The sequence below is a fragment of the Streptomyces sp. NPDC107559 genome (genome assembly GCF_055657365.1).
Window position 1 is genome coordinate 1 of sequence record NZ_JBVKBD010000027.1, and the last position, 19,289, is coordinate 19,289.

The 19,289-nt window shown below is 70.4% G+C and carries 10 protein-coding genes and 2 pseudogenes; 7 read left to right on the forward strand and 5 right to left on the reverse strand.

The window, feature by feature from the left end; translation table 11 throughout:
- From ACZ7OY_RS40945 to ACZ7OY_RS40960, 4 genes are all read left to right on the forward strand, one after another.
- Window positions 1-2,815: SDR family NAD(P)-dependent oxidoreductase (locus ACZ7OY_RS40945; RefSeq protein ID WP_472250608.1), on the forward strand; the 2,815-nt coding region annotated here is incomplete at its 5' end.
- Window positions 2,816-2,832: 17 nt separating this feature from the next.
- Window positions 2,833-6,693, forward strand: a complete 3,861-nt coding sequence (locus ACZ7OY_RS40950; protein ID WP_472250609.1) for a type I polyketide synthase — start codon at window positions 2,833-2,835, stop codon at window positions 6,691-6,693.
- Complete coding sequence (locus tag ACZ7OY_RS40955; RefSeq protein ID WP_472250610.1) at window positions 6,690-7,907, forward strand: cytochrome P450 family protein; 1,218 nt, start codon at window positions 6,690-6,692, stop codon at window positions 7,905-7,907. The genes ACZ7OY_RS40950 and ACZ7OY_RS40955 overlap by 4 nt, the downstream gene beginning before the upstream one ends.
- Window positions 7,908-7,966: 59 nt before the next feature.
- Entirely contained in the window at window positions 7,967-8,329 is a 363-nt protein-coding gene (locus ACZ7OY_RS40960; protein ID WP_472250611.1) for a nuclear transport factor 2 family protein, read from the forward strand.
- Between the two features lie 122 nt (window positions 8,330-8,451).
- Here ACZ7OY_RS40960 and ACZ7OY_RS40965 read toward each other — a convergent pair.
- Window positions 8,452-8,547 (reverse strand): annotated as a pseudogene (locus ACZ7OY_RS40965) (dihydrofolate reductase family protein); the annotation flags it as partial.
- 851 nt (window positions 8,548-9,398) lie between these two features.
- Between ACZ7OY_RS40965 and ACZ7OY_RS40970 the strand changes: the two are divergent.
- Both ACZ7OY_RS40970 and ACZ7OY_RS40975 read left to right on the forward strand, forming a co-directional pair.
- On the forward strand, window positions 9,399-10,616 hold the full coding sequence (locus ACZ7OY_RS40970; RefSeq protein WP_472250612.1) for an acyl-CoA dehydrogenase family protein: 1,218 nt from the start codon (window positions 9,399-9,401) through the stop codon (window positions 10,614-10,616).
- A gap of 51 nt (window positions 10,617-10,667) precedes the next feature.
- Window positions 10,668-11,126, forward strand: a complete 459-nt coding sequence (locus ACZ7OY_RS40975; protein WP_472250613.1) for an RrF2 family transcriptional regulator — start codon at window positions 10,668-10,670, stop codon at window positions 11,124-11,126.
- Window positions 11,127-11,163: 37 nt separating this feature from the next.
- Here ACZ7OY_RS40975 and ACZ7OY_RS40980 read toward each other — a convergent pair.
- From ACZ7OY_RS40980 to ACZ7OY_RS40995, 4 genes and pseudogenes are all read right to left on the reverse strand, one after another.
- Window positions 11,164-11,697, reverse strand: a pseudogene (locus ACZ7OY_RS40980) (HEAT repeat domain-containing protein); the annotation flags it as partial.
- A gap of 201 nt (window positions 11,698-11,898) precedes the next feature.
- The gene (locus ACZ7OY_RS40985) at window positions 11,899-12,837 is read right to left on the reverse strand and encodes an ABC transporter permease (protein ID WP_472250614.1); all 939 of its coding nucleotides are present in this window, start codon (window positions 12,835-12,837) and stop codon (window positions 11,899-11,901) included.
- The gene (locus ACZ7OY_RS40990) at window positions 12,824-13,621 is read right to left on the reverse strand and encodes an ABC transporter ATP-binding protein (protein WP_472250615.1); all 798 of its coding nucleotides are present in this window, start codon (window positions 13,619-13,621) and stop codon (window positions 12,824-12,826) included. Before ACZ7OY_RS40990 ends, ACZ7OY_RS40985 begins: the two co-directional genes overlap by 14 nt.
- A gap of 39 nt (window positions 13,622-13,660) precedes the next feature.
- Entirely contained in the window at window positions 13,661-14,770 is a 1,110-nt protein-coding gene (locus ACZ7OY_RS40995; protein ID WP_472250616.1) for an aliphatic sulfonate ABC transporter substrate-binding protein, read from the reverse strand.
- 844 nt (window positions 14,771-15,614) lie between these two features.
- Here ACZ7OY_RS40995 and ACZ7OY_RS41000 point away from each other — a divergent pair.
- Window positions 15,615-19,223, forward strand: coding sequence for a CHAT domain-containing protein (locus ACZ7OY_RS41000; protein ID WP_472250617.1), 3,609 nt, complete (start codon window positions 15,615-15,617; stop codon window positions 19,221-19,223).
- The last annotated feature ends 66 nt before the right edge of the window (window positions 19,224-19,289 follow it).

A 19,289-nucleotide genomic window follows, 5' to 3' on the forward strand; every position in this document is an offset into this window, starting at 1 on the left:
GGCATGGGCGGGTGCGGTGTCGGTGGCGGCGGTCAACGGGCCGTCCTCGACGGTGGTTTCGGGTGATGCGTCGGCGCTGGATGAGCTGTTCGGCGTGTTGGACGGTGAGGGTGTGCGGGTGCGTCGTATCCCGGTGGACTACGCCTCGCACTCCGTTCATGTGGAGGCGATCGAGGCCGAGTTGGCGGGGCTGCTGGCGCCCGTCGAGCCCCGGACGTCCGTCGTTCCCTTCTACTCCACGGTGACCGGCGGCCTGATCGACACCACGACACTGGACGCGGGTTACTGGTACTCGAACCTCCGGCAGACCGTTCTCTTCGAGGACACCGTCCGCACCCTCCTCACCGACGGCTTCCGGCTGTTCGTAGAGGCGAGCCCGCATCCTGTCCTCGCGGTCGCTCTCGCGGAGACCTTCCAGGCGACCGAGACCGAAGCCGTCACGGTGGGCTCGCTGCGGCGTGACGAGGGTGGGCTGCGCCGGTTCCTGCTCTCCGCGGCCGAGGCGTACGTGCACGGCGCGCCAGTGCGCTGGCACACCCTCCTCGACGGGGCGGACGCGAGCAGGGTCGATCTGCCGACGTACGCCTTCCAGCAAGAGCGCTACTGGCCCGTCGAGGCCGCCTCCGCGCAGGCCGGTTCCCCTGCTTCCGACGACACGGCCGACTTCTGGCGGGCCGTGGACGACGGCGACCTCACGGCGGTGGCCGGCACCCTCGACCTCGGCGACACCGACGCGCTCGGCACGGTTCTCCCGGCGCTCGCGGCCTGGCGCAGGCAGCGCCGGGAAAGCTCGGAGGTCAACAGACTCCGTTACCGCGTTACTTGGCGCGCAGTCCCGGACCGTACGACGTCCAGGCCGGCCGGACGCTGGCTCGTCGCGGTTCCGGACCACCCGGCCGCGGCCTCTTGGGCCACCGCCGTCGTCGACGAACTGACCGCCGGTGGAGCCGACGTACGCGTCCTGGACACGGACCGGGCGGATGGTGACCGCGCCGCGCTGGGCAGGCTGATCCGCGAGGCCGTCGACGAGGAGGACCTCCAGGGCGTCCTGACCTTCACCGCGCTCGGCGACCGTGAGCACCCCGACCACCCTGTGCTCACGACGGGCGCGGTGGACACGGTCCTGCTGGCCCAGGCTCTCGGCGACATCGGTCGTAGCGCGCCCCTGTGGTGCCTGACCTCCGGTGCCGTGTCCGTCGACGCCGACGACCCGCTCACCAGCCCCGCCCAGTCCCTGGTATGGGGCCTGGGCCGGACCGCTGCTCTGGAACTCCGGGACCACTGGGGCGGGTTGGTGGATCTGCCAGCCGCCCCGTCGACGCGGTCTGTCGGCCGGCTGATCGGGGTGCTCGGCGATGCGCGGGCGCACGGCGAGGACGGACTCGCGATCCGCGAGTCCGGGGTCCTCGTGCGACGGCTCAGCCGCAGCCCGCGCCCCGAGCGGGACCGCACACCCTGGACCCCCGAGGGAACCGTCCTCATCACCGGCGGCACGGGCGCGATCGGCGCCCACGTCGCCAGGTGGGCGGCGCGCGGCGGGGCCGAACATGTCGTCCTGGTCGGACGCCGCGGGCCCGACGCGCCGGGCGCGAGCGCGCTCGCCGCCGAACTGGACGTGCTGGGCGCCCGGGTGAGCCTGGTCGCCTGCGACATCGCCGACCGGTCCGCGGTCGAGAAACTCCTCAAGGACCTCACCGCGGCGGGCGACCCGGTGCGGTCGGTGTTCCACGCCGCGGGCACCGCCGCATCCGACCCCTTCACCGAGCTCACCCCGGAGGGGATCGCCGAGGCGCTGACGGCGAAGGTCGCGGGCGCCCGCCACCTCGATGAACTCCTGGAACCCGACGCGGTGGACGCGTTCGTGCTGTTCTCCTCGATCGCCGGAGTGTGGGGCAGCGGAGGGCAGGCTGCCTACTCGGCGGGCAACGCCTACCTCGACGCCCTTGCACACGCCCGCCGCGCGGAAGGAGGCCGGGCCACCTCCGTGGCGTGGGGAGCCTGGGGCGGAGGCGGCGGCATGCTGGACGAGGAACGCGCGGCCCGACTGGCGCGCGGCGGTGTCATCGTGATGGCACCCGAATCGGCGATCACCGCACTGGAACAGGCGGTCACGGACGACGAGACGACCCTCGTCGTCGCCGACATGGCATGGGACCGCTTCCTGCCCGCTTTCACCCTCCACCGCCCCAGCCCGCTCATCGCCGACCTGCCCGACGTCGCCGCACTGGTCGCCCGCGAGGCCGCGGGCGCTCCGCAGGCGGACACCGGCTCCTGGACGGGCCGCCTCACCGGGCTCCCGCCGGGCGAGCAGCGCACCCTGCTGCTCGGCCTGGTGCGGACCGAGGCCGCCGCCGTCCTCGGCCATGCCTCGGACACGGCAGTCGACGCGGAACGGGCCTTCCGCGACCTCGGTTTCGACTCGCTCACCGCCGTGGAACTGCGCAACCGGCTCAAGTCCGCCACCGGTCTCGCCCTCGCGGCCACCGTCGTCTTCGATCACCCGACCGCCGCGGCCCTTGCCGAGCATCTGCGCGACGCGCTGGGCGGCGCAGCCGAACCGGACCCCGACGACCCACTGGCCGGTCTGGACCGGCTGGAGAACTCCCTGCTCACCGCCGCGGCCGACTACTGGGACCGGCCGCAGGCCACCGAGCGGCTGCGTGACTTCCTCGACCGGATCGCGGCCATGGCCAACTCCCGTGGTGCGGTGCCCGGCGCCCCGGACGAGGACGCCGACGCGGCCGAGCGGATCGAGACTGCGACCGACGACGAGATCTTCGACTTCATCAACCAGGAACTCGGGAGGGACCAGTGACGGACGGGCGCGAGTCCATGGAAACCGAGACCAAGCTCCGGGACTACTTGAAATGGGTGACCGCCGACCTGGTCCAGGCGCGCAAGCGCATCCGTGAACTGGAGTCCCGCACCGCCGAGCCCATCGCGATCGTCGGCATGGCCTGCCGTTACCCCGGCGCCGACACCCCGCAGGCACTATGGCGCCTGCTGGCCGACGGCGCGGACGCCATCACGGCCTTCCCGCAGGATCGCGGCTGGGACCTGGAGAACCTCTACCACCCCGATCCCGACCAGTGGGGCACCGTCTACGCCCGGGAAGGCGGATTTCTCACCGACGCCGCCGACTTCGACCCCCGCTTCTTCGGGATCTCCCCGCGAGAGGCGCAGGCGATGGATCCGCAGCAGCGGCTCCTGCTGGAGACCTCCTGGGAGGCGCTGGAGCGCGCGGGCCTCGACCCGCAGAAGCTGCGCGGCAGCCACACCGGCGTCTTCCTCGGCAACAGCATGCAGGATTACGGCGAACTGATGAAGAGCAGCCCCCAGGGCTTGGAGGGGTACTTCCTCACGGCGAACGTCGGCAGTGTCGTCTCCGGCCGTGTCTCCTACACGTTCGGTCTGGAGGGGCCGGCGGTGACGGTGGACACGGCGTGCTCGTCGTCCCTGGTCGCCCTGCATCTGGCGGTGCAGTCGCTGCGCGCGGGGGAGTGCTCCCTCGCCCTCGCTGGCGGCGCCACGGTGATGGCCACCCCGGGCATGCTGCAGGTCTTCAGCAAGCAACGGGGGATCTCGCCCGACGGCCGGTGTCGCGCCTTCTCGGCCGATGCGGACGGCACCGGCTTCTCCGAGGGTGTGGGTGTTCTGGTGGTGGAGCGGTTGTCGGATGCTAGGCGGTTGGGTCATCGGGTGTTGGCGGTGGTGCGGGGGAGTGCGGTTAATCAGGACGGGGCGAGTAATGGGTTGACGGCGCCGAATGGTCCGTCGCAGCAGCGGGTGGTCCGGGCGGCGTTGGCGAGTGCGGGATTGTCGGCTGCCGATGTGGATGTGGTGGAGGCGCATGGGACTGGGACGCGGTTGGGGGATCCGATCGAGGCGCAGGCTCTGCTGGCGACGTATGGGCAGGGTCGGGATGCCGAGCGGCCGCTCTGGCTGGGGTCGTTGAAGTCGAACATCGGGCATGCGCAGGCGGCTGCGGGTGTGGCTGGTGTGATCAAGATGGTGATGGCTCTGCGGCAGGGCGTGTTGCCGGCGACGTTGCATGTGGATGAGCCGACGCCGCAGGTGGACTGGGCGTCGGGTGCGGTGGAGTTGTTGCGGGAGGCGCGGGAGTGGGCGCCGGAGGAGGGCCGGCTTCGGCGGGCCGGGGTGTCCGCGTTCGGGGCGAGTGGGACGAACGCACACGTGATTTTGGAAGAGGCTGAGGAGGAGTTGCCGGCTGCTGTTTCTGCTGGGTTGCCTGTGGTGCCGTGGGTGGTGTCGGGGCGGACGGCTGAAGGGCTGCGCGGCCAGTTGAGCCGGCTGGAGGAGTGCGTTCCCGACCTGGATCCGGTGGATGTGGGGTGGTCGCTGGTCACGACGCGGTCGGTGTTCGAGCACCGGGCCGTGGTGACGGCTGACGGACGGGAGCTGGCCCGCGGGATCGCTGGCGTGGGTGGGACGGGGTTTGTGTTCTCCGGTCAGGGGTCGCAGCGGGTGGGGATGGGCCGGGAGTTGTATGCGGCGTATCCGGTGTTCGCGAGGGCCTTGGACGAGGTGTGTGCGGCGTTCGGCGGGTCGTTGCGGGAGGTGATGTTCGAGGGTCCTGCGGAGGTGTTGGGGGACACTGCGTGGGCGCAGCCCGCGATCTTCGCCTGTGAGGTGGCGTTGTTCCGGCTGCTGGAGTCCTGGGGCGTGACCCCGGACGTCATGGTGGGGCACTCCATCGGTGAGCTGGCTGCCGCTCATGTGGCGGGTGTGTGGTCGCTGGACGATGCGGTGAAAATGGTCGCGGCCCGGGGCCGGTTGATGAGTGCGCTGCCTTCGGGTGGGGCGATGGCGGCCCTGCAGGCGAGCGAGGCCGAAGTGTCGGAGTTCCTCTCGGAGCAGGTGTCGCTCGCGGCGGTGAACGGCCCGGACGCGGTGGTGATCTCCGGTGAGGAGGCCGCCGTCCTTGCGGTGGCCGCGCGTTTTGAGGCTGAGGGTCGGAAGGTGAAGCGGCTTCCCGTCAGCCATGCTTTCCATTCGGTGCTGATGGAGCCGATGCTGGACGACTTCCGCCGGGTCCTGGCCGGGGTCACCTTCCGAGAGCCGCAGCTGACCTTGATCTCTGAGGCAACCGACCCGGAGTACTGGGTGCGTCACGTGCGGGACGCGGTCCGTTTCCACGACGGGATCGAGGCCGCCCGCGAGGCAGGAGTCGTCCGTTTCGTCGAGGTCGGTCCGGACGCGGCCCTGTCCTCCCTGGTCCCGGGCTGCACCCCGATGCTGCGCCGCAACCGCGACGAAGCCCACACCACGGTCAAGGCTCTGGCTTCTGTCTGGAGCACCGGCGCACCCGTCGACTGGCGCGCACTGTTCGAGGGGTCAGGCGCACACGCGGTCGACCTGCCCACGTATGCCTTCCAACGCAAGCGATACTGGATCGATGGAGTCCAGCCCTCACTGGCCCTCGACGGGATCCTCGCACCTGTGATCGACGAGCCCTCGTCTGAACCCTCCTTCCCGCTGAGGCGAAGCCTCGAGGTCACCCCCCGAGAGGACTGGGAGGATGTGCTCCTGCGGGGCGTGTGCTCCGAGGTCACGGTCATCCTCGACTTCGGGCCGGACGAGGATGTACATCCCGACGGCCTCTTCGCCGAGCTGGGGTTCGACTCCCTGACGGTGGTGGAGCTGTGCGAACGCCTCAAAGTGGCTACCGGGCTGCCGCTGAGCGCGGACCTCGTCTTCAGCCACCCGTCGCCGAGGCTCCTGACCAAGCGTCTCCTGCAACTGCTCGACGATTCTGTGCTGTTGGATTCGTATGACGCCGGCGGCGGGGAGGACAGCGGCGATGGTGGTCTGGGCGAGCTGTTCCGCACCGCCTGCGCCGAAGGCCGGATGGAGGTCGGCCTCGACCTCCTGGAGTCGGCGGCCCGGCTCAGGGATACGAAGACCGAGTCCCCGGGCCGTGCCGTCACCGCCCCCGTGGTCTTCAGCCGCACCGGTGACCCGGTCGTCCCCGCCCTGATCTGTTTCCCTTCCGTGGTGGCGCCCTCGAACGCCTTCCAGTTCGCCCGTTTCGCCGCTCCTTTTCGCAACGCGTACCCCCTGTCGGTGCTGCCGCACCCGGGCTTCGAGGAGGGAGAGCCACTGCCCACATGCCTCGATGAGCTGGTCGCCGACAGGGCCGATGCGGTGCGGCGGTGCGCGGACGGTCGGGACACGGTGCTCGTCGGCTACTCCTCCGGCGGCTGGGTCGCCCACGCCGTCGCCGAGCACCTGGCGCAGACCGGGGAGCCCGCCCGAGCGGTGGTACTCCTGGACGCCCACCTGCCCGGCAGTCAAGGGCTCGCCGACATGCAGCAGACCTTGCTTGGCGGTGACCACGCGATCGACCCGGAGCGCTTCGGACGGATCGCCGAAGTCCAACTGACGGCAATGGCAAGGTACTTGATGATCTTCTCCGATTGGCGTCCCATCGCGACGCCGACGCCGACGCTGCAACTCACCGCGGAACGTCATGTGCCTGCCGGTCCCTGGGCGGGCCGTCCCGTGGTTGCGCACCTGCGGCCGGCCTGGCCCATTCCGCACACCAGCTTCGAGGTGGCGGGCGCCGATCATCTGTCCGTGATCCAGGAGTTCGCCGCGTCGACCGCCCGGCTGGCCCTGAGCTGGCTGGCCGACCAAGAGGCCCGCAGGATGAAGCAGGAGGGACACGCGTGAGTGGAATATCGGGTGTGGTGGATCTGCTGAGCCCGGAGTTCACCCAGGACCCGTACGCGATCTACCAGGAGATGCGGGCCGAGGCACCGGCTCACCGGGTCGTGGTGAAGACTCTGACCGCCGAGCTGCACGCCTGGGTGGTGACCCGCTACGAGGCGGCGCGCTCCCTGCTGGCGGATCCCCGGCTGTCCAAGGACGCCGCAGACCTGCCGCGCATCGTGGAGCGCAACAAGGTCAACGCCGAGCCCGTGCAGCTTGCGAACTTCAAGAGCATGCTCTTCAGCGACCCGCCGGACCACACCAGGCTCCGCCGCATCATGGGCAAGGCGTTCACGATGCGGCGCGTACAGCAGTTGAGGCCGCGGATCGAGTGGGCCACCGAGCAACTCCTCGACCGCATCACGCCGGGTGAGGACGTCGATCTGGTGGAGGCGCTGTCGCTGCCTCTGCCGATCACTGTCATCGGGGAACTGCTCGGCATACCCGGCGATCGGCGCGAAGAGTTCCGCTCCTGGAACGCCACGTTGACCAGCGTCCAGGCGACGATGCGGGACAAGATGCAGGCCCATGTGGCCGCCAGCACCTACCTGCAGGACTTCATCGCGTACAAGCGCGAGACGCCGGGCGACGACCTGGTCAGCGCGCTGCTCCAGACTGACGACGACGAGCAGCGGCTGGATGAGAGCGAGTTGCTGTCCACCATCTTCCTGGTGATGAGCGCGGGCTATGAGACGACCGCGAGCATGCTCAACAACTCGGTGTACGCGCTGCTGCGGGATCCTGCACAGCAGGAGCGGCTGCGGTCACAGCCCCGTGCCATCCCGGCCGCGGTGGACGAGTTCCTGCGGTACGAGAGCCCGCTCAACCTGGCCACAGTCCGCTACACCCTGGAACCGGTGGAGATCGATGGGCTGAGGATCCCCCGGGACGACATCGTCTTCATCTCCCTCGCGGCGGCGAACCGCGACGCCACCCGCTTCAGCGAACCCGACGCGCTCGACACCACCCGCACCGCCAACAGCCACCTAGCCTTCGGACACGGCATCCATCACTGCCTGGGGGCGCCTCTGGCCCGTATGGAGGGTGAGATCGCGCTGGGCCGGCTGCTGGCTCGGTATCCGACCTGGCGGCTGGCAGTCGGCGAGGAGTCCCTGCGCTGGCGCGACAGCCTCCAGTTCCGCACGCTGGACCGGCTTCCTGTCCGGTTGAGCTGATCCCCGTACGCAACCACCGTGCACGACACCGTCACCTACACGACAAGGGAGCAAGTCACATGGCCGACAACGTGGTGAGCCGCTTCTTCGAGCTCGGCGCGAAGGAAGACCTCGACGGAGCGTGGGACTGCTTCGCCGACGACGGAGTATGGATCCTCCCGGAGGGCGACGGTCCTGGCACCAGCCTCCACAAGCAGGAGATCCGCGCTCACATCGAGAAGATGAACGAGCTGTCCAAGCAGATCACGGCCCAGGGTCTGGAAGGCGTCTTCGAGGAGCCCGTCTTCCTGGTGAACGGTGAACAGGCCGTCGTCGAATGGGCGCTGCGCAAGATCGGTGGTGAGGTCATCGAGCGGGGGATAGATCTTTTCACTCTGCGGGACGGGAAGATCCTGATCAAGGACGTGTTCAGGAAGGCGTAAGTACGCGAAATCCCCCGGTTGAGAGGGCTGATGTCTTCCCCTCAACCGGGGATCCGTTCGGGGATGCGTTTGCTTGCGCCCCAAGAGAACGTCTCAGGCCGGTGAGCCTTGAAGGCTGGTCGCTTTCGCCAGAGCCTGCGGTGCGTCACACCGCTCGGACTCGGTACGACCTGCAGGCGGAACCGGTCGAGCTGCTCCTCGGGTGGCTCCCGGAGCCGTGGTCTCCGGCGATGCCTGGACCGGGGCCAACTTCCCGTACGGGGGCCGGCTGGCGCACGTAGGCCGATACGAACGCGCGGGACAGTTCGCCGACGGGGCCGGGGAGCTGTGGTCGTCCTGGGGCGGCCGGGCCCCGCCCGTCCGGTCGAACGGGGCGCCGACCTGGTCCGGCTGCGGACCGCCACCACCGTGCCCGCGAGTCCGCAGGGCAGGCTGGTGCTCTTCGCCGAGGTAAGCACCCGCACGCTCGGCGAGGTCGTCCGGCTGCTGTCGGCGGCCGATTCCGGCGTCGGCCGGATCGCTCGCAGAACCACTTCTGCTTCGTGGAAGTGCTGCAGGAGGACGGGACGGCGGAGCAGCGGGCTTCCTCTGCGCCGAGCCACTCACCGGGCACGGGTTCGGCAACGCCTTGGCGGAGAAGGGCACCCGGCACGCGCTGGAGTCCGCCATCCGCCTTCGGCCCCGGCTCGAGGGGAACGACCCGCAGCCGGCCCTTCGATCAGGTTGCCCGCTACGTGATGCTCAGCGAACGCCTCCGCGACGCGGCGGCAGCCCGTGGGGCAGGGACGACCACCCGGCCGCCCGCCGTCGCGAACTCGCCATTCGGGAGCGTGAATCAGCCGGAACGCCGCATGTTTCATAGTTTCCCTATCGGATTACTAGGAAAAGTGTTGACGGTGGTCGAAGAGGAGAGTGAGGATGATGAAGCCGACGCATCGCCGCACCCCACGCCGCCTCGCCGGGCACCGCGTCGCCCTCTGTCCTACTGAAAGAGGACGCCATGACCACAGCACTGAGCTGCAGCGACAGCCGCACCCGCGGCCGCATGAAGCGGGCGAGGACGTAACCGGTGAAGGCGGACGAGGTGGCCGACACGGGGACCGGTCGGACCGACTGGCTGCACATAGCCCGTGAGATGGCGGACGACCTGGCCACGGACGCGGCCGAGCGCGAACAGGCCGCCAAGGCACCGCTCGACGAGGTGGCGCGGCTGCGCGAGTCGGGACTGCTGACACTGTCGGCGCCGGCCGATCTCGGGGGAGGCGGCGCGGACTGGCGTACGGCCTACGCGGTCATCCGGACCGTCGCCGCGGCCGACGGCGCCATCGGCCACCTGCTGGGCAACCACTACTTCCTGTCCCGCAGCGCCCGGTTCTTCGCCGACCGCACCCGTGCCGACCGTATCGACCGGGAGACGACGGCGGGGCAGTGGTGTTGGGGAGGCGGTATCTCCTCACACGAACCACCGCTCATCCTGACCCCCACCTCGGGCGGCTATCTGCTCAACGGCTACCAGAGGTATGCCACCGGAGTCGGGATCGCCGACCGGCTGGTGGTCCGGGCCGCCAGGTACGGCACCGGAGAGCCGTGGGCCGTCCTGGTCGACCCCGCTCGCCCGGGCGTCGTGAGCGGCAGCAGCGGGGACGCCTTCGGCCAGCGGCTGGCGGCCGGTGGCGGCGTGCAGTTCGATTCCGTGCCTGTCGCGGCCGACGATGTGCTCGGCACCCTCTCCCCGGACGAGGGCGCCCTGTCACCCTTCGCCTCCCTGGCCGCGCCGACCGCGCGTCTGGTCTCCGTCCAGTTCTGTCTCGGCGTGGCAGAGGGCCTGCTGGCCGAGGTGCGCGAGTGCGGAAGGGGCATGAGGTCCTCCTGGCAGCCGTTCTCGCCCGAGCCCTGGCCGGACAGCCCGCCGCAGGATCCGCACGCGCTGACCGTGTACGGCGAGCTCACCGTCGTCGCACGCGCCGCCTCCGCCCTTGCGGAGCAGGCGGTGGACGCCCTGATGCACGGCCTTGAACAAGGCGAGGAACTCGACTACGAGGAGTGCGCGGAGATCGCCGTCCTCGCCGGCGTGGCCGAGTCGGCCGCCTCCCGGGCCGCGCAGGAGATCACCACGCGCGCCTTGGACGTCATCGGCGCCGACGCCGCCTCCGCGCGGCACGGCTTCGACCGCTTCTGGCGCAACGCCCGCACACACACCCTGCGCGAGCCGGTCGCCCACAGACTGCGCGAGGTGGGCGACTACTTCCTCAACGGCGCCCACCCGCCCTTCGCCCTTCCCGCCTGACCAGGGGCGACCGGTGCGGGGGCGCACACGGCAGTGAGGGATAATGGCGGCATGCGGATCTCGGCGCGGGCGGACTATGCGGTGCGGGCGGCACTGGAACTGGCCGCCGCAGGGAGCGAGGTCTCGCTCAAGGCCGAGGCGATCGCTGCGGCGCAGGGCATCCCGCACAAATTCCTGGAGGGCATCCTCGGCGACCTGCGCCGGGGCGGTCTCGTGGTCAGCCAGCGGGGCGGCAACGGCGGCTACCGGCTCGCCCGCCCGGCGGAGTCGATCGCCATCGCCGACGTCATCCGCGTAGCGGACGGCCCCCTGGTCTCGGTGCGGGGAGTACGCCCGCCGGAGCTCTCCTACTCCGGTCCCGCGGAGTCGCTGCTGCCGCTGTGGATCGCCGCACGCGCCAACGTCCGCAAGATCCTCGGCGAGGTCACCCTGGCCCACGTGGCCTCGGCCAAGCTGCCCGACGAGGTCCTGAGCCTCACGGAGGACCCCGAGGCCTGGACAAATCCCTGACCGGCGTCCGCCTCGCCGGCCGCACGGCAGGTCGCGGTCACAGCGTCCGCATCGCATAGGCCCTGACGTCCGCGTCCGAGTCCGTCGTCGCGGTGGCCAGGGCGGCTCGGGCGTCCTCGACGGCACGGTGCCGGGTCAGGGCCAGTACGGCGCCCTTGCGGACGTCGGCGTTCCGGTCGCTGAGGCCCTTGGCAAGAGCCGGGACGGCCAGGCCGGAGTCCGCGGCGGACAGAGCGGTGGCGGCGCCAGAGCGGTGGCGGCGCAGGCCGAAACCTGCCAGGCCGGGTCCGACAAGGCCGCCCCGGCGGGGTTGGCCAGGACCGGAGGGCAGCCCCGCGTGCCCAGAGCCTCGTAGGCCGCCCCGCGCACCAGGGCGTCGGGATCGTCGACGAGCGCGGCGAGGGCCGAGCGGGCTATGCCCGAGCTCGTGTCCATCGTGGCCAGGGCCTGGGCGATCGTGACGCGGACCTCGCGGGACGGATCGACGGATGCTGCGCGGGCCACCTCCGCACAGGCGTCGACCGACACCAGCGCGCACGGCCGCGATGCGTACGGCGATGTCGCCATCCGCCGGCGAGCGAAGCGAGCGGCGCGAGCGGCGCGAGATGTCGCCCAGCTGATTCACCTGCGCTCCGACGCCGGCAGGACCCGCCTCCCGCGCACACGACAGCACCGGCTCGCCTGCGGCGGTGACGCTCGTGCGGGCCGGTGCTGTCGTGTGCGCGTGGCCGACGGCCGGGCGCAGACTTCCTGTCGAGGGGGATCCGTTCGCTCAGCGGGTGACCAGCAGGCCACGGCTGCGCAGCACCCACCGCTCCAGCGGGCTGAAGATCAGCAGGTCGATGGCGATGCCGACGAGCAGGATCAGGAAGATGGCCAGGAACACCTGCGACATGCTGGAGTTGTTGCGCCCGTTCTCCAGCAACTGGCCAAGGCCGACGCCCAGATCGGGCGAGGAGGCGATGATCTCGGCGGCCATCAACGACCGCCAGGAGAACGCCCAGCCCTGCTTGAGGCCGGCCACGTAGCCGGGCAGTGCCCCCGGCATCACGATGTGCCGCGCCTCGCGCAGGCCGGTCGCGCCCATGGTCCGGCCGGCCCGCAGGTACAGCGGCGGGATCTGGTCGATGCCCGCCACCAGGCCGTTCGCGATGGACGGGACCGCGCCGAGCAGGATCACGGCGTACATCATCGAGTCGTTGAGGCCCAGCCAGATCACGGCGGGCGGCACCCAGGCCACCGACGGCAGGGACTGCAGGCCCGACAGGATGGGGCCGATGGCCGCCCGTACGAAGGACACCCGGGCGACCAGCAGGCCGAGCGGCGTACCGAGGGCGAGCGCCAGCAGGAAGCCGAGCAGACCGCGCGAGACGCTGGTCCAGATGTAGTCGAGCAGAGTGCCCCGGAGCCAGGCGTCGCGCACCTCGCCCCACACGGCGGAGGGCGCGGGCAGCTTGTAGTCGGGGGCGACGTGCGCCCACACCAGCAGTTGCCAGACGACCAGCACCAGTGCCACGGCGGTGACGGGGGGCAGGACCTTGCGTATCAGGGTCTCGCGCAGCGGTGCGGAACCGGTCTGTACGGAGTCCAGGGCGTCGAGCCCGGCCTCCACTCCCGCGAGATCACTCGGCGTCCGGGCGCCCCGGACGGCCGTGGAGCCGTCCTTCTCGGTGCCGGTGCCGGTGCCGGTGCCGGTGTCAGTGCTGGCCATGGCGGCGGATCTCCCCACGCAGTTCTTCGGTGATCTCTACGGACAGTTCGGCGACCGCGCTGTCCTCGATGCGGCGGGGCTGTGGAATACCGACCGTCCACTCCCGGGCGATCCGTCCCGGCCGGGAGGACAGCAGGACGACGCGCTGGGCCAGTCGTACCGCCTCGCGCACGTTGTGCGTCACGAACAGCACCGACAGTCCCGTCTCCTGCCAGATGCGGGTCAGTTCGTCGTGCAGGACGTCCCGGGTGATGGCGTCCAGAGCCGCGAACGGCTCGTCCATGAGCAGGAGTCGGCTGTCCTGGGCCAGCGCCCGGGCCAGCGCGACGCGCTGGCGCATACCGCCCGACAGCTCGTGCACCCGCTTGCCGTACGCGCCCTCCAGCCGTACGAGTGCCAGCAGCCGGTGCGCCTCCTGACGGCGCTCGGGCTTGGCGACCCCGCGCAGTTTCAGCGCGAGTTCGATGTTCTTGCCCGCGGTCAGCCACGGGAACAGGGCGTGCTCCTGGAACATCAGGGCGGGCCGGCCGTCCGTGCTGATCGAGCCGGCGGATGGCCGGTCCAGTCCCGCGACCAGGTTGAGCAGGGTGGACTTGCCGCAGCCCGAGGCCCCCAGGAGGGTGACGAACTCGCCCGGTGCGACATCGAGTGTGATGTCGTCCAGCACGAGCTGTGATCCGCCTGGCGTGCCCTGGGCGGGGAAGGACTTCGAGACGTGCTCGATGCGGGCGGCGTGCGACACCGTCCTGGTGTCCTCGGCCATGCCGATGAACGTGGCGGCCATGGTCGTCACCTCCTGGGGACTCGTCGGGAGCGGTTGTCGTTACTTGATGCCGAGACCGGCGTCGTCGACCGTGTCCTTGCCCTCGGCCTTGAGGACCTTGTTGAGCGGAGTGAGGTCGTAGATGCCCTTGAGGTCGGGCTTGTCCAGCAGGCCCGCCTTGACCGCGTGCTCGGCCTCGGTGTTGAGGGTCGAGGCCAGCGGGTCGTCGAGGAACGCGATGGACTTCCAGGCCGGGTCGACGACGTCGGCGGGCAGCGCCTTGCCCGACAGCTTCTCCAGCGCCGCGTTGGCGGAGGCCTTCGCCTTCTCGGGGTTGGCGGCGATCCACTCGTTCGTCTTCACCGAGCCGCGCAGTACGGCCTCGACGACATCCGGATGCTCCGTCAGGAACTTCTGCGAGACGATGATGTTCGTGATCACGAACTGCTTGTCGGGCCACAGCGTCGACTCGTCGAGCAGCACCTTGGCGCCCTCGGCGACCAGCTTCGACGCGGTCGGCTCCGGCACCCAGGCGCCGTCGATGGAGCCGGACTTGTAGGCGTCCGGGGTGATCTTGTTGTCGGTGCGGACCACGGAGACGTCGCCCTTGCCGCTCTCGGCGTCCACCTTCCAGCCCTGGTCCGCGATCCAGTTGAGGAACGCGACATCCTGGGTGTTGCCGAGCTGAGGTGTGGCGATCTTCTTGCCCTTGACGTCGGCCAGGGACTTGATCTTCTTGGGATCGACGACCAGCTTCACGCCGCCGGAGGCGGAACCGCCGATGATCCGCAGGTTCTTGCCGCCCGACTTGGTGTAGCCGTTGATGGAGGGGGAGGGGCCGATCCAGCCGATGTCGATGGACCCGGCGTTGAGCGCCTCGATCTCGGAGGGGCCGGCGTTGAAGGTCGAGGTCTTGATCGTGGTGCCGCCGAGCTCCTTCTGGAACAGGCCCTCCTGGACGCCGACCAGAGCGGTGCCGTGCGTCAGGTTGGGGAAGTAGCCGATCTTCACTTCGTCGGCGGAGAGCTTCTTGGCGCCTGCCGCAGCAGCCGGGGTCTGCTTGCCGTCGTCGGTCGATGCGGAGCCGTAACCGCACGCGGTGAGCAGGAGCGGAAGCGTGGCCAGGGCGGCGAGGGTGCGCAGGGTGGTGAGCGGTCTTGCGGCAGACACGGAGGTGTCCTCTCAGAGAAGGAGGGGTCATCAAGGAGATGCGGAAATGCGTGCTGCGATCTCGGACGGGCCGACAGATGGCGCTGGACGTACGGACGAAGTCGATGTGACGACGCGAGGTCAGCACGGGCAGCCCCCGGTCTGCGCAGCTGAGCGCTCCCACGGCCACCCCCTGATTCCTAGTTTTCCTACCTGGTTGATAGGGATCGTGGCAGAACGCAGCAGCCGCCCCAAGAGGGTAATCACATAATGGACAGAACGATCTCAACATTCGGGATCCATGGCCATTGGTCCAGCGTGTCAACGGCTTTTCCTGACACCCGTCCAGGGAGAACGCCATCGACCCGATGTGCCCGGTGTGACCGGTGTGCCCGGTGAACGGGTTCCAGGTCCTGAAGGGCCGGTCACGCTTCGGACATCCCGGATACCCGGAACTGCTGCGTTCCGGCGTGAAATGAAACTAATGTGTCGGGCGATGGCTGGGCCTCACGGCCGAGTTGTCGCACGGTAGTTGGCATCCCGAGGGGCTCGTCATCCCGCGTTGCCGCGAGCAGGAGACGGTGGCCGACGGTCGGGCTTGCCGAGCGGAACCGCACCGACACCGGGGGAGTGGTCGATCGTGGAGAGTGGGGCACCCCCGCTGAATCTCGTTCCTGCGCCACTTGTGTCTCAAGGGCCGGGCAGGAGAGACGGAATGCGGCTTTCACAGCCGGGGCTGCCAGGCTTCCTCCGGCGAGCCGAAGAACGTGACGGTTGCGCACGACGTACGAACAGACGCCGGTCCCGCCGCCCATGTCTCCCGGCATAGCCGCCAACTGCCCGCACCAGGGCACGAGGAGGAGGCATGGCTGAGCCGGGATCCGTCATCGGAGGCAGCGGACGTGATCGCCGGGCAGAGGCTGTGCCGGGCCGGCCCCAGCAGCCGGACGGAACACGCGGCCCGGGCAACGATTCCCAGGCATTGGCCGAGGCCATCCGTACCCCGCTGAGGTCCGGCAGAGCCCATCTCGTCGCGGTCGTCAGCGCGACCGCCGGCACGGGCAAGACCACGACCACCGCCGCCCTGGGTGCCGTCCTCGCGTCCGAGCGGGACGACCGGGTCGTCGCCGTGGACCTCGGCGGCGGAGAGCTGCCCGCCTGCACCGCCGCGCGCAGGATCGACGCGCGCGTGCGGGACCTGACCGCCGGCCTCGTCGACGACGGCTTCGACGTCCTCAGGTTCACTCTGCGCACGCCGTGGGGACTGGAGGTTCTCGACACCGACGCCCTCATCACCCCACCGGGCCGGCCACTCGACGCGGCCTCCTACAGCAGCGTCCTCACCGTTCTCAGCCCGTATGCGATCGTGCTGACCGACTGCGCCACCGGAGTGGAGGGACTGGCCACCTTCGTCGCGCTGACAAAGGCCGATCAGCGCATATTCGTCAGCGACCTGTCCGAGACCGGTGTCGCCGCCACCCGCGACGCGCTGGCCGCCTACGGGTACCTCGCCGATCGCAGCCATGTGGTCCTGACCGGAACGCGCGCCGACGGCCCCGTGCTGTCCGTCCGGGAAGCAGTCGAGCGGCTGCGTGAAGCCTGTCGCAGCGTCGTCGTCGTACCGTTCGACGGCCGGCTTGCGGACGGTTCCGGTCAGGGCCTGGCGAGCATGCAGGACGGCACCCGCGAGGCGTACCGCGTCCTGGCGGCGGCTGTCGTCGAGGGCTTCACCCGGACCCGTACGTGGACGCAGGACCCGGGCGCCGGTGCGCCGGGCGGAAGCCAGGGCCGACCTCCCCAACCGCAGTCTCGTTTCGGTGGATCGCAATCGGGAGTCGCCCGGCCGGCCACGGGCATGGGCGGTGGCCGTCCGGGCGACGGCTACGGGCCGTACGGGGGGCAGGATCCGTACGGGAACGACGACATGGCGGCGGGCCCCCGGCCGTCCCCTGCCCCCGAGGACGTGCGCGCCCGGCTCACGGCCCTCCAGCAGGGAACAGCCTCGGCGCGCGGCGCCGACGGCGGCACGCCCGGGCGCGACGCTCCGGTCAGGCCCGCCGACTACGACAGGGCCGAACTTCCTGGACCGGGCGGGCCGGACACGCCCCCGGCCGCGCCCATCGAGCCGGCGTATCGGGCAGGGCCGCCCGGCGCTACCGGCACCAGCTTCCCGACATCCGCCACGCCGTTGTACGGCGGACAGCAGCAGACGGGCCCGGCGATGACCGGGCCGATGCAGTCGGGCCGTCCACCGGCCTCGTCCCCGACGCGGGGCTCGCCGACCGGCCAGGACCACGAACCTGACGCTTACGGGCAGGCATCGGTCAACGGATCCGCCGGCGCGTACTACTCCCTTCAGTCGTACGGCGACGGGACGGTGCAGGGCCGAGGTGATGTCGGCCGGCCAGGTCCGCCGACGTCCTTCGGCTTCGGCCGCCACGACGTCGGATCCACCCGCCCCGGACCGGAAAGGCGGGGTGCGACGGGAGTCGGGGCCGAGGACGAGGGCACCCCGGGGACGGCCGGGGGTCTGCGCGGACAACAGGGCGGCCGCCGTGGCAGTCCCGCGACGGGCGGGGTCACCACATCGGGGCTGCCCAGACGTGTCCCCAGAGCCGAACTGATTGCAGGCGACGTCGCTCCCGGCCCAGGGGTCTCACGCGCACCGGAGGACGTACGCGGCCGGCTCGACAATCTACGGCGCCGCGTCGAGCAGCGACGTCAGAGGGGAACGGGACCGAACGAGAAGGTTCCGGGCACGGACGACCACACCCTGGGCGGAGCGAGCCCCGCGGCAGGCGGCATCGGATCGCCGTCGAGACGCCTGCTGGGACGCGGCGCCCTGGTTGGCGACCACCTCGGTGCGTCATACAGCGGTTCGTCACAAGGCGATTCGTCACACAGCGGTTCGTCACACAGCGGCGGATCGGCTCCCGCGCCGGCCCTGTCGCCACCCTGGCTGCGAGCCGAGTCCGCGCCGGTCCCGCCCACGGACGGAATGGACTCACTGGCAGAACCACACCACCTCATCGCCGAACTGGCGGAGCAAGCCGCTCCGAACTGTGAGGTGCCGCTCCACGTACAGATCGCCCGAGAGCTCGGCCAGGACAGAGCCGGCGTCCTCATGCGGCCGTTCCCCCTGCCCGAGAAGGGGGCACAACTGACGATCACCGTCACCGCGCCCGGCCTGCACGCGCTGGGAGACCTCCAGCAGCAACTCGTCGTGTATCCGGGACGGGACTCCGACGTCCTGTACTTCGGCCTGCGCACCCTGCACCCAGGCCTCCACCAGGTGATCGTCCGCGCCTTCCACCAGGGCACGTACCTGGGAGCGGTGCACTGCCAGATCTCGGTGACGGAAGGAGGCGTGACCAGGGACGGGCCGCGGCGCCGTGCCCTGCTGCCCGGAATCGCCTTCGCGCCCGGAGAGGTCACCCTGCAGGTGCACCGCAACATCGAGGACGGATCGCTGAGCTTTCAGTTGCTGAGCGAGACCTGCTATCCACCCGAGCAGTTCCGTTTCCGGGGCGGCGACCCGCGGCAGGCCGCCGAGCAGATCTACGCCCAGCTGCGCGAGGCCGCCGGCCGGGCCGGACCCGGTTCACGCGCCGACACGGCCGGGCTCCGCGGCCGCCTCAAGAACCAGGGCGTCCAGCTGTGGAAGTCGACCGTGCCGGAGGCCGTACAACGACAGTTCTGGGAGCAGGCCGACCACATCACCTCCTTCACCGTGCTCGGCGAGCACGATTTCGTGCCGTGGGAGCTGCTCTACCCGCTCGAGCCGCATCGTGACAACGGCTTCCTCGCCGAGTGGCTGCCCGTCGTACGCCGCGTCTTCCGCCAGGACCGGGTCCACCGGCTCGAACTGCCCGGTGCCGCCTTCGTCATGCCACCGGGGTCACCGCCGGACGCGGAGCTGGAGATCACCGTGCTGCGCAAATGGCTCGGACCGGGAGTGGCGAACGCGGGCGTTCTCACCGAGCGTGCCGCCCTCACCTCCTTGATCGAACGCGGCCATGCCGGACTGCTGCACTTCGCCTGTCACAACGCCTTCTCCGGTTCCGGATCCCGGGTGCACATGGCTGACGGCCCGTTCGACCCCATCGACCTCGCGACCGCCGCGCAGACCCGAAGCCTGCGCCCGCACCATCCGCTGGTGTTCTTCAACGCCTGCCGCAGCGCGGGAGAGATCGACTGGTTCGGCTCCAGTCTCGGCTGGGCACCGCAGTTCCTGGAAGCCGGGGCGGGCGCGTTCATCGGCACGCTGTGGCCGGTGCGTTCGTACTCGGCCATGCAGTTCGCCAAGGCCTTCTACGACCACCTTCTGGAAGGCGGCCAGTCCCTCGGCCAGGCTTCACTCGCCGCCCGCCAGGCCATCCGCGACCAGCACGGCGATCCGACCTGGCTCGCGTACGCCGTCTACGGCAGTCCGGCCGCCACGGCAAGCCGCAGCACGTCCACCGACGCGAGGTGACACCCGCACCCGTGCCACGCCGGCAGCCCGTCGGCCTCTCGTGATCCCGAGATCCGCACCGACTCA

What these genes read in the sequence shown, in the direction of transcription:
- ACZ7OY_RS40950 (WP_472250609.1), top strand. Translation starts at nt 2,833, where the DNA reads ATGGAAACCGAGACCAAGCTCCGGGACTACTTGAAATGGGTGACCGCC.
- ACZ7OY_RS40960 (WP_472250611.1), top strand. Translation starts at nt 7,967, where the DNA reads ATGGCCGACAACGTGGTGAGCCGCTTCTTCGAGCTCGGCGCGAAGGAA.
- ACZ7OY_RS40975 (WP_472250613.1), top strand. Translation starts at nt 10,668, where the DNA reads ATGCGGATCTCGGCGCGGGCGGACTATGCGGTGCGGGCGGCACTGGAA.
- ACZ7OY_RS40985 (WP_472250614.1), bottom strand. Translation starts at nt 12,837, where the DNA reads ATGGCCAGCACTGACACCGGCACCGGCACCGGCACCGGCACCGAGAAG.
- ACZ7OY_RS40990 (WP_472250615.1), bottom strand. Translation starts at nt 13,621, where the DNA reads ATGGCCGCCACGTTCATCGGCATGGCCGAGGACACCAGGACGGTGTCG.
- ACZ7OY_RS41000 (WP_472250617.1), top strand. Translation starts at nt 15,615, where the DNA reads ATGGCTGAGCCGGGATCCGTCATCGGAGGCAGCGGACGTGATCGCCGG.